General features: G+C 57.6%; 10 protein-coding genes. 9 read left to right on the plus strand and 1 reads right to left on the minus strand.

Annotation, left to right across the window (positions count from 1 at the left end; all coding sequences use genetic code 11):
* From FT726_RS24665 to FT726_RS24695, 7 genes are all read left to right on the plus strand, one after another.
* Positions 1-652, plus strand: a 652-nt coding sequence (locus FT726_RS24665) for an FAD/NAD(P)-binding protein (RefSeq protein WP_407075091.1), incomplete at its 5' end; no start/stop codon positions are given.
* A gap of 74 nt (positions 653-726) precedes the next feature.
* Positions 727-2,121: an LLM class flavin-dependent oxidoreductase gene (locus FT726_RS24670; RefSeq protein WP_058780980.1), complete on the plus strand. Its 1,395-nt coding sequence runs from the start codon at positions 727-729 to the stop codon at positions 2,119-2,121.
* Positions 2,118-3,137, plus strand: coding sequence for a methionine ABC transporter ATP-binding protein (locus FT726_RS24675; RefSeq protein ID WP_346303614.1), 1,020 nt, complete (start codon positions 2,118-2,120; stop codon positions 3,135-3,137). The genes FT726_RS24670 and FT726_RS24675 overlap by 4 nt, the downstream gene beginning before the upstream one ends.
* Complete coding sequence (locus FT726_RS24680) at positions 3,134-3,832, plus strand: methionine ABC transporter permease (protein ID WP_058770425.1); 699 nt, start codon at positions 3,134-3,136, stop codon at positions 3,830-3,832. Before FT726_RS24675 ends, FT726_RS24680 begins: the two co-directional genes overlap by 4 nt.
* Entirely contained in the window at positions 3,829-4,704 is an 876-nt protein-coding gene (locus FT726_RS24685; RefSeq protein WP_058780977.1) for a MetQ/NlpA family ABC transporter substrate-binding protein, read from the plus strand. The genes FT726_RS24680 and FT726_RS24685 overlap by 4 nt, the downstream gene beginning before the upstream one ends.
* Before the next feature lie 174 nt (positions 4,705-4,878).
* Positions 4,879-6,312 (plus strand): MFS transporter, encoded by a 1,434-nt coding sequence (locus tag FT726_RS24690; RefSeq protein WP_150058835.1) that lies wholly within the window; start codon positions 4,879-4,881, stop codon positions 6,310-6,312.
* A gap of 3 nt (positions 6,313-6,315) precedes the next feature.
* Positions 6,316-7,530 carry an acyl-CoA dehydrogenase family protein gene (locus tag FT726_RS24695; protein ID WP_346303615.1) on the plus strand — a complete coding sequence of 405 codons (1,215 nt, stop codon included), beginning with the start codon at positions 6,316-6,318 and terminating at the stop codon, positions 7,528-7,530.
* An 89-nt stretch (positions 7,531-7,619) separates the two neighbouring features.
* Here the strand turns inward: FT726_RS24695 and FT726_RS24700 are convergent, their stop codons facing one another.
* Positions 7,620-8,129, minus strand: coding sequence for an ATP-binding protein (locus FT726_RS24700; protein WP_152390890.1), 510 nt, complete (start codon positions 8,127-8,129; stop codon positions 7,620-7,622).
* A 375-nt stretch (positions 8,130-8,504) separates the two neighbouring features.
* On the opposite strand from FT726_RS24700, the gene FT726_RS24705 reads away from it, so the two are divergent.
* Both FT726_RS24705 and FT726_RS24710 read left to right on the plus strand, forming a co-directional pair.
* Positions 8,505-9,038: a hypothetical protein gene (locus FT726_RS24705; RefSeq protein WP_058776167.1), complete on the plus strand. Its 534-nt coding sequence runs from the start codon at positions 8,505-8,507 to the stop codon at positions 9,036-9,038.
* Between the two features lie 372 nt (positions 9,039-9,410).
* The coding region (locus FT726_RS24710; RefSeq protein WP_346303616.1) for an alcohol dehydrogenase catalytic domain-containing protein at positions 9,411-9,745 on the plus strand (335 nt) is incomplete at its 3' end.

The following is a 9,745-nucleotide window of genomic DNA, read 5'->3' on the forward strand; positions in this document are numbered from 1 at the left end:
CTGGCTGCGGCATATTCGTGATGAAGTCGCTCGCGCTGCCGCGCAGCAGCTGCCGTGGCAGCGTGTGCTTGATGAGGTGCGTGTGCAGGGACAAGCCATCTGGCAGTCACTCCCGCTGCCTGAACAGCGACGCTTTGCGCGTCATCTGCGTTCATGGTGGGATGTGCATCGCTATCGCATTGCCCCGCAGGTCGCCGCCGTCATCGCCCGGCGACAGCAGCAAGGTAGCCTGCAGGTGTTGGCCGCTCGCCTCGTGGCGATTCACACTCACCCGCAGCAGCTGGAAATCACCCTGCGTCAGCGCGATGGCACCCGGCAAAATCATGTGCTGGATAAACTGATTGTCACGACCGGACCGGGACATGAAGCGCTGACGTCCAGCCAGCCGCTGCTGCAATCGCTCAGCGAGCAGGGCCTGATCCGCGCCGATGCGCTCGGCTTCGGCATTGATGTGGATGATCGCTCGCGCACCCTCAACCGGTCCGGTCAGCCCAACGCACGCCTGTTTGTCGTGGGCCCGGCGGCGCGCGCCCGCTTTGGCGAGCTGATGGGGTTGCCGCAGGTGGCCGATCACGCGGCCGCCGTAGCGGATGAAATTCTTAAGGTATTGCCTGTCGCTCACGCTGAGCGATGTCCCCCTTCCGCCTCCTGAACACTCAACATCCTGATAATTAACTGACGAACGCCGGGTCGCTGCACGATCACGGCCTCGCTATGGAGATTGCTATGCCATCGCAACGCGAAATACGCCTGAATGCCTTTGATATGAACTGTGTCGGTCACCAGTCGCCCGGACTCTGGGCCCATCCCCGTGACCGCTCCTGGCAGTATAAAGATCTGGAATACTGGGTTGATTTGGCGCGCCTGCTGGAGCGCGGCAAGTTTGACGGCCTGTTCATAGCCGATGTGCTCGGCATTTACGATGTGCTGAACGGCAACGGTGACGCGGCGATACGCCAGGCCACTCAGGTGCCGGTGAACGATCCGCTGGCGTTGATTACGCCGATGGCGCTGGTCACAGAGCACCTCGGTTTCGGCTTAACCGCCTCGCTGTCGTTTGAGCATCCTTATCCGTTCGCGCGCCGTTTGTCGACGCTGGACCATCTGACCAAAGGCCGCATTGGCTGGAACATCGTTACCTCCTATCTGGAGAGCGGCGCGCGCAACATTGGTCATAAAGCGCAAACCGATCATGACAGCCGCTATGACTATGCCGATGAGTACCTGCAGGTGGTCTATAAACTGCTGGAAGGCAGCTGGGAGCAGGATGCGGTGCTGCGCGATCGTCAGCGTCGTATTTTCAGCGATCCCAGCAAAATCCATCCGATTAACCATCAGGGTACCTTCTTTAACGTACCGGGCATCCACCTGTGTGAACCCTCGCCGCAACGCACGCCAGTGCTGTATCAGGCCGGTGCATCGAGCCGCGGCAAACAGTTTGCGGCTGAGCACGCAGAATGTGTGTTTGTCGCCGCGCCGTCCAAAGTGCTGTTAAAGAAAACCGTGGCCGATATCCGGCGTCGTGCAGCCGAAGCCGGTCGCGATCCGCGTAGTATTTTGATCTTCAACCTGCAGACGGTGATTGTCGGTGAAACCGATCGGGCGGCACAGGCGAAGTGGCAGGAGTATAAAAACTGGGTCAGCTACGAAGGCGCGCTGGCGCTGGTCTCTGGCTGGACCGGCATCGACTTTGGACAATATCAGCCGGACCAGGTGCTGAAATACCTGCACACCAACGCCATTCAGTCAGCGGTTGAAACCTTCTCTACTGCCGATCCCGATCGTCAATGGACGGTGAAAGCGCTGGCTGACTGGGTGGGCATCGGCGGTTTTGGCCCGCTGCTGGTGGGTAGTGCGGCAACGGTGGCGGATGAGCTGCAGAGCTGGGTAGAAGAGACTGACGTGGATGGTTTCAACCTGGCGTATGCGCTGACCCATGAAACCTTTGAGGATGTGGTCGAGCTGCTGATTCCGGAGCTGCAAAAACGCGGCGTTTACAAACAGGATTACGCCGCGGGCACGCTACGCGAGAAGCTGTTTGCCGCCGGGCCGCAGCTCAGCGCGCCGCATCCGGGTGCTGGCTATCGCGTACGCAGCGCGCAGCAGCAGGAGGTCATATGATCGAAATCAAGCGCCTGAGTAAACACTACCGTGCGCCGGACGGTCGCGTCACCGACGTGCTGAAAAACATCACGCTGCAGGTGCCGGAAGCCAGCATCACCGCGGTGGTCGGACCGAGCGGTGCCGGAAAATCTACGCTGGCGAAATGCATCAGCCTGCTGGAGCAGCCGAGCGGCGGCAGCATCCGGGTTAACGGCAGCGACTTATCCCGGCTGGATGGCGAAGCGCTGCGCCGCGCGCGTCGCGCTATCGGCACGGTATTTCAGTCTTCCGCGCTGCTGCAGCGTAAAAGTGCCTGGGAAAATATCGCGCTGCCGCTGCGCTATCTCGGTGTGGTCGAGCGCGATATCCGCGCCCGCGTCGGCGAGCTGCTGGAGAGTGTCGGACTGAGCCACAAAGCCAGCGCCTTTCCCACCCAGCTCTCCGGTGGGCAGCGGCAGCGCATCGGTATTGCCCGCGCGCTGGCGCTGCGTCCCTCTGTACTGCTGGCCGACGAAGCCACCTCCGGCCTCGATCCGGAAGCGACGGTCACCATCCTTGAGCTGCTGAAAAAACTGCGTGACGACTACCGGCTGGCAATCGTGCTGATCACCCATGAAATGGATGCCGTACGTCAGGCGGCGGATGCGGTTGCCGAGATTCGCGATGGAGAGATAGTGCAGTATGGCACCGTCAGTGCGCTGCTGGCACAGCCGGACAGCGCGCTCGGCCAGCGGCTGCTGCCGCTGACGGCACAAGTCAGTGATGCCGGACTGGTGCTGCAGCTTAGCTACCGTACCGATGTCGCGGTGGCCAGCGACTGGATTTCGCGCATCAGCCAGCAGTTCGCTTTAAAGGTGGATCTGCTGGGTGCGCATGTCGAGCGGGTCAATGGCATCCAGGCCGGACGGTTGCAGGTGGGCATTCATTTTCAGCAGGAGCAGGTGCCGCTGGCACGGTTGCTGACGCAGCTGGAGCAGTATGGCCTGGCGGCCAGCGTTGCTGTCAGCATGCCGCCCTTGCGGGAGGCGGTATGAGCGTATCCGTGATAAGCCAGGACACGCCCTGGCCTGAAATTCCGGCACTGATGCTGCCAGCGCTGGGTGAAACCGCGCTGATGGTTGCCATTGTGATGCTGTTTGTGGTGAGCCTCGGTGGCGTGGTTGGCGTGGTGCTGTTTAACACCTCGCCGCGCGGACTGTTTCCGCAGCGCGGCGTGCATCGGGTGCTGAGCTGGATCGTCAATATGGGGCGCTCGTTACCGTTTCTGGTGCTGATGGCGGCCATCATTCCGTTTACCTTCTGGCTCACCGGCACCACCATCGGCATTCCGGCGGCGGTGGTACCGATGATCGCCGCCGGGATTCCTTTCTTTGGCCGTCTGGTCGACAACGCATTACGCGAGCTGCCCGGAGAAGTTACCGCCGTGGGGCTGGTGTGCGGCGGTTCGCGCTGGCAGATCATCCGCTCCGCCCAGCTGAGTGAAGCGCTGCCGGCGATTGTCGCAGCCATCACGCTCAACCTGATCTCCATGATTGAGTACTCGGCCATCGCCGGCACCATTGGCGCTGGCGGCATTGGCTACCTGGCGGTGGTGTATGGCTATCAGCGGTTCGATAACCACATCATGATCGCCACCATCGTGGTGTTAATTGCACTGATTCAGACCATTCAATTTTTCGGCGACCGGCTGGTTGCGGCCTTGCGCCATCCTCAGGGGACATCGTTATGACAACACAAGAGTTTGAATTACGTAAAACACGCCGCTGGCCGTGGCTGCTGCTGATTATAGTGGTCATTTTGCTGGCCGCCGCTGGCTGGTTCTGGCGCAGCCAGCAGCCGCAGGCGGTAGTGTTTGGCACCACGCTGAAAGTGCATTATGAGCCGGCAATGGCCGGTGAACAGAAGCTGATCGACTATGTGGGTGAGCATATCGCGCCGGACTACGGCCTGAAGCTGGAGGCGGTCGGTGTGCAGGATCCGGTGCAGGCGGACCGTGCGGTAGCAGAAGGGCAGTATGCTGCGACGGTCTATCAGCATCAGTGGTGGCTGAAGCAGGTGGTCGATGCTAACGGCTTCCAGCTCACTTCCAGCCTGCCTCTGTTCCAGTGGGCTTTTGGTATTTACTCCGATCGCTACCACTCGGTGGCGGATCTGCCGCAGGGCGCAACCATTGTGGTGCCCGACGATGGGGCGAATCAGGGCCAGGCGCTCTGGCTGCTGGCGCGTCAGGGATTGATCACCCTCGATCCAACGGTAGAACCGCGCACCGCCAAACTGAAAAACATTGTCGGTAATCCGCACGGTTTCGTGTTCAAAGAGCTGGATCTGCTGACCATGCCGCGGGCGCTTAATTCGGTCGATGCGGCAATTGGTTATGTGTCGCAGTTTGACGCCGGTAAAGTCCCGCGTGACAAAGGTATTCTGTTCCCGCCCGCGCCGCGCACCTTTGCCTCGCAGCTGGTGATCGGTACGCCTTACCTGGAGCAGGAGAACATCGTCAAACTCAGGCAGGCTTTTGCCGATCCGCGCGTACAGCAGTGGCTTAAAACCACCGATGACCCGCTGGTCAAAGGCGTGCTGGTGCCGGTTTCTGCTGAATAACTTTACTGCCGAATACGCTACCCGGACCCGCACTGCGCGTCCGGGTTTTAGTGTTGGTATCTTTATTATCTTATTGATTATATTGTAATTAATAGCAAATATTGTTGCTTTGGTTCCCTGCATAAAGCGCTTATAACCACCTCACCTGCACAACAAAAACAGACGTGAGGCGTTATGAGTACTCTTCCTTTAGAAAACACCTTGCCGGCTTCTCAACCGGTACGTTCGGTCAGTGATGTGGCAAGGCTGATCAACACCCGCAGTAGCAAAAACAACTATGCGCGCATGATTGTGTTTCTCGCGTTGGGTGGCGTGTTCCTCGACGCCTACGACCTGACCACACTGTCGTACGGCATCGATGACGTGGTGCGCGAGTTCCAGCTATCGCCGTTCACCACCGGGCTGGTCACCTCATCCATCATGGTTGGCACCATTGTCGGCAACCTGATTGGTGGCTGGCTGACGGATAAGTACGGCCGCTATTCGGTGTTCATGGCCGACATGCTGTTTTTTGTCGTATCGGCGATTGCGGCGGGCTTAGCGCCCAACGTCTGGGTGCTGATTGGCGCGCGTTTCCTGATGGGCATTGGCGTGGGCATCGATCTGCCGGTGGCGATGTCTTATCTGGCGGAATTCTCTAAATTTGCCGGCAAAGGCAACAAAGCCGCACGGCTCGCGGCCTGGTGCCCGATGTGGTATGCGGCTTCCACTGTGTGTTTCCTGCTGATTTTTGGCCTCTATTTTCTGCTGCCTGAAGATCATCTCGACTGGCTGTGGCGCGCCTCGCTGCTGTTTGGCGCGGTACCTGCGCTGTTGATCATCGCGGTGCGCAGTAAGTTCATGAATGAATCACCGTTGTGGGCCGCGAATCAGGGCGATCTGACCTCGGCGGTGCGTATCCTGCGTGATTCGTACGGTATTCATGCACACGAAGCAGAACCGGAAACGCCACCCGCGGCGGCGGCGCCGAAGGTGAGTTTTCGCGTACTGTTCCAGAAGCCGTGGCGTGAACGCACCCTCGTTGCCGGCGTAATGAATATCTGTATTTCGTTTGAGTACACCGCCATCGCCTTCTTCCTGCCGTCGATACTGGCGCAGTTTCTTGGTGCCGGCGTGTTCGAGACCATCTCAGCTTCGCTGGGACTAAACGCACTGTTTGCCTTTACCGGCGGGCTGCTGGGGATGCGCCTGGCGTGGAAATATCCGTCACGCCACGTGGCGATCGCTGGCTTTGCGCTGCAGTTTTTTGCTCTGGTGGCGCTGGCGTTGATTGGCCACCCGCAGGCGCTGGTGGGCATCGTATTCGCGGTGCTGATGCTCGGGCTGTGGCTGTTTGCCGAAGGATTCGGGCCGGGCGCGCAGCTGATGGTCTATCCGGCGCTCTCGTATCCTACCTCGATTCGTGCGACCGGCGTCGGCTTTAGCCGTGCGCTGTCGGGCATCGGCAGTGCGCTGGCGCTGTTCATTCTGCCGATTCTGCAGGCGGCGCTCGGCACCAACATGTTCTGGGTGGTATCGCTGGCCGCCATCATTCCGATCTTTTTCCTGCTGGCGGTGCGTCACGAACCGACCCGCCACGACATCGACGATCTTTCCCCTCAGGAGTAAAACATGAGCATTCTCTCTACCGGTACTGACTATGACACGCTGGCGGCGCACTTCCGACCGCTGTTTGCCCGCATCGCGGCGGGCGCGGCGGAACGCGAGCGTACGCGTACCTTACCTTATGAACCACTGCAGTGGCTGAAGGAGGCCGGCTTTGGCACGGTGCGTATTCCACAGCAAAAAGGTGGCTGGGGCGCCTCGCTGCCGCAGCTGTTTCAGCTGTTGATTGAGCTGGCGGAAGCGGATTCCAACCTGCCGCAGGCGCTGCGCGCACACTTTGCTTTTGTCGAGGACCGGCTCAACCAGCCGGACAATGCGGAGCGCGATGCGTGGTTTCGCCGTTTTGTTGATGGCGAGCTGGTGGGCAGCGGCTGGACGGAGATTGGCAACGTCAGGCTAGGCGACGTGATCACCCGCGTCACGCCTGCCGCCAATGGCTGGACGCTGAATGGCGAGAAGTTTTACAGCACCGGTGCGCTGTTCGCCGACTGGATAGATGTTTACGCGCGTCGCGATGACAATCAGGGTGACGTGATCGCGCTGGTGAATACGCATCAGCCGGGCGTTACGCGCGAAGATGACTGGGACGGATTTGGCCAGCGCCTGACTGGCAGCGGCACGACGCGCTTCGAGCACGCGCATGTGGAGACGCAGCACGTGTATGATTTTGCCACGCGCTTCCGTTATCAGACCGCGTATTACCAGCACGTGTTGCTGGCGACGCTGGCGGGCATTGCGCGCGCGGTGGCGCGGGACGGCGCGGCAGCCGTTGCCGCACGCAACCGCGTTTACAGTCACGGCAACGGAGCTACCTCGCGGCAGGATGCGCAGGTGCTGCAGGTGGTAGGCGAGATCACCAGTCTGGCATTTGCCGTCGAAGCCACGGTGATTCGCGCAACCCATTCACTGCAATCAGCGTATGAAGCGCACGTCAGTGCCGATGAAGCGGCCATCGCCGCCATCAACAACCTGGCGGAAGCCGAGGCCGGACAGGCGCAGGTGATCGCCAGCGAGCTGGTGCCGCGTGCTGCCACTGAATTGTTTAATGCGCTTGGCGCGTCGGATACGCGCGTCAGCAAAGCGCTGGATCGTCACTGGCGCAATGCGCGCACCGTCTCGTCGCATAACCCGGTGATCTACAAAGCGCGCGACATCGGTGACTGGAAAGTCAACGGCACGCCGCCAACCGGCATCTGGCAAATCGGCAGGGGAGAGGGGTAACCAGCCTTGATGAGCAAACGGCGCCGTTTAATGGCGCAGAATCCGGCTGCGTCATGGAATTAGCACCTCATAAGCCGCAACCCGGCGGCTTAAGAGCGGTATTCAATAATATTGAAACCTTCATCAGCCGCTGGTGCTGAGAAATAACGGCTTATGATTTCAAACTGTTCATCTGAAGCGGCAAAATCGTGAGTGCCGGCTGCGTTACGGGCACGTAATCGGCTCTTACACACCTCATCAGGGACGTTAAGGAAATGCAGGTGGTTAGCAGCCCCTGATGCTTTAATGATACTCATCATCCATTCACGACTGGCGGGTGTATTAGCCGGAAAATCCAGGACTACCGACATCCTCGCGTTAAGTAATGACACCAGATGCGGTTTCATGGCATTTCTGAGCTTAGAGGAATACTGCACGTAATCCGCGACCGTGTGCATTTCATCGGCATAGAGCGCTGCAAGCCAGCGATCCTCACTGATAATGAGAGTATGTGGTGCAGCGCCTAATTTTGCGGATAACGTAGATTTACCCGACGCAATTTTTCCACATAACAGGTGAAGCGTGGCTTTTTCAGGTGATGCGACATCGGTGGTGTTCATGGCTGACCTCACTGGTTGATTACCGGTAAGGCCCGCCTTACCGGCGGGAAAATGGCAAACGTTATCCCACCTGAACATGCAAGGTGATAATAATGATTGCGGAAGACAGGGCTGAGCAAGTTTTCATCGTTTTAAACTAACAGGTTAAGTCTCAATAATCACCTGATGCTTTGCTTTAGCTGTGATGGCAGCGTGTTGTTGATAACGGAGTTCGCAGGGGGTAGGGCCGTTTGGTGCCGGGAGCGGACATTGTTCATGTGTCAGGCAGGTATCTCAGGGACAGATTATCCCCGGATGGCTGGCTTAATTTCTGTTAAAGATTTCACACCCACAGGCCGATAAAAACAGGAGCGACAGAAACGTAAGGAGATGCGCATGTATGGAAAACTGGTCATTACGGGAATAATAGTAACGTTGTTAAGTGGATGTTCGGCTGGGTTTAGGCCTTCTCTGGAAGACTATAAAGGTTCAGATGCAGCCAGGGTTCGTGCTGCATCTGAGGGCAATACAGCCCTGCAATTTTACGAAAAACAACCGAGTGGCTGTTATAAAAAAGTTTTAGAGCGCCGGGTTACGGCTGGTCTGGCTATTCTCGGTATTCCTGTGTCAGGAAATAAGAAAATCGGAATGCCAGAATCAAGTAACAATAAAGGGGCTTTCATAAATGAATTTACGATCAAGCCGGGGCAACTGATAAGTATAATTCATTACTGGACTCAGCCGGGCTACTACCAAAATACAGAACGATCTGTCTCCACCAGATTCATTCCTCAGCCAAATCATGATTACGATATCGTCGTCACTGGCTCAGAATTTGGCGGGGATAGCGTATCGGTGAGAGATCTGGATCCAGGCGCTAAGATTGTTGGATGGGAAGGCAATTACTGCCCCTCCGGTATATTTGATTAATTGCATGACGCTGGTCACCGTTTGTACGCCTAAGCCCACCCTGGAGTGGGCTTTTTCATGTGGTACTCAAACCAGGCAGAGGTTGGGGACAATAGCTGTTACGGGATTCAGTGCAAGGCTAAGTCAGCGTAGCGGTGTGGTGCGCCAGGGGTCTGGAAGAAGGCAGAGATAAAAGACGTTTAGCGAAACGGCGCTTACAATTCATAGAGTTACATAATATTAATACCACCAGTCGACTTCATGTGCTGTTCTACACTTACACATTCAATCAAGCCTTTTGATTGAAAAAGCAGCATCACTGAGAGGGAGGCGACCGCGAAGCGTCACGCAGCCGCAACCTTCATAACTGATCATGCACGTGAGGAGAACATCATGAAAGCAGTTGTCTATAACGGACCTTTTGACGTTTCAGTCAAAGAGGTTCCGGATCCCAAAATCGTTCGCCCTACCGATGTGCTTGTCCGTATTACCACCACCAATATCTGCGGTTCGGATCTGCATATGTACGAAGGACGAACCAGCTTCGAACAGGGTCGCATCTTTGGCCATGAAAATCTGGGGCAGGTCATTGAAATCGGCAGCGCGGTTGAGCGGGTTAAAGTTGGCGATTATGTCTGCCTGCCCTTTAATGTCGGCTGCGGATTCTGTGAAAATTGCGAGAAAGGGTTGACCGGCTACTGCCTGACGGCAAATCCGGGTACGGCCGG

The organism is Pantoea sp. Morm (assembly GCF_016643525.1).
Taxonomy (GTDB): Bacteria; Pseudomonadota; Gammaproteobacteria; order Enterobacterales; family Enterobacteriaceae; genus Pantoea; species Pantoea dispersa.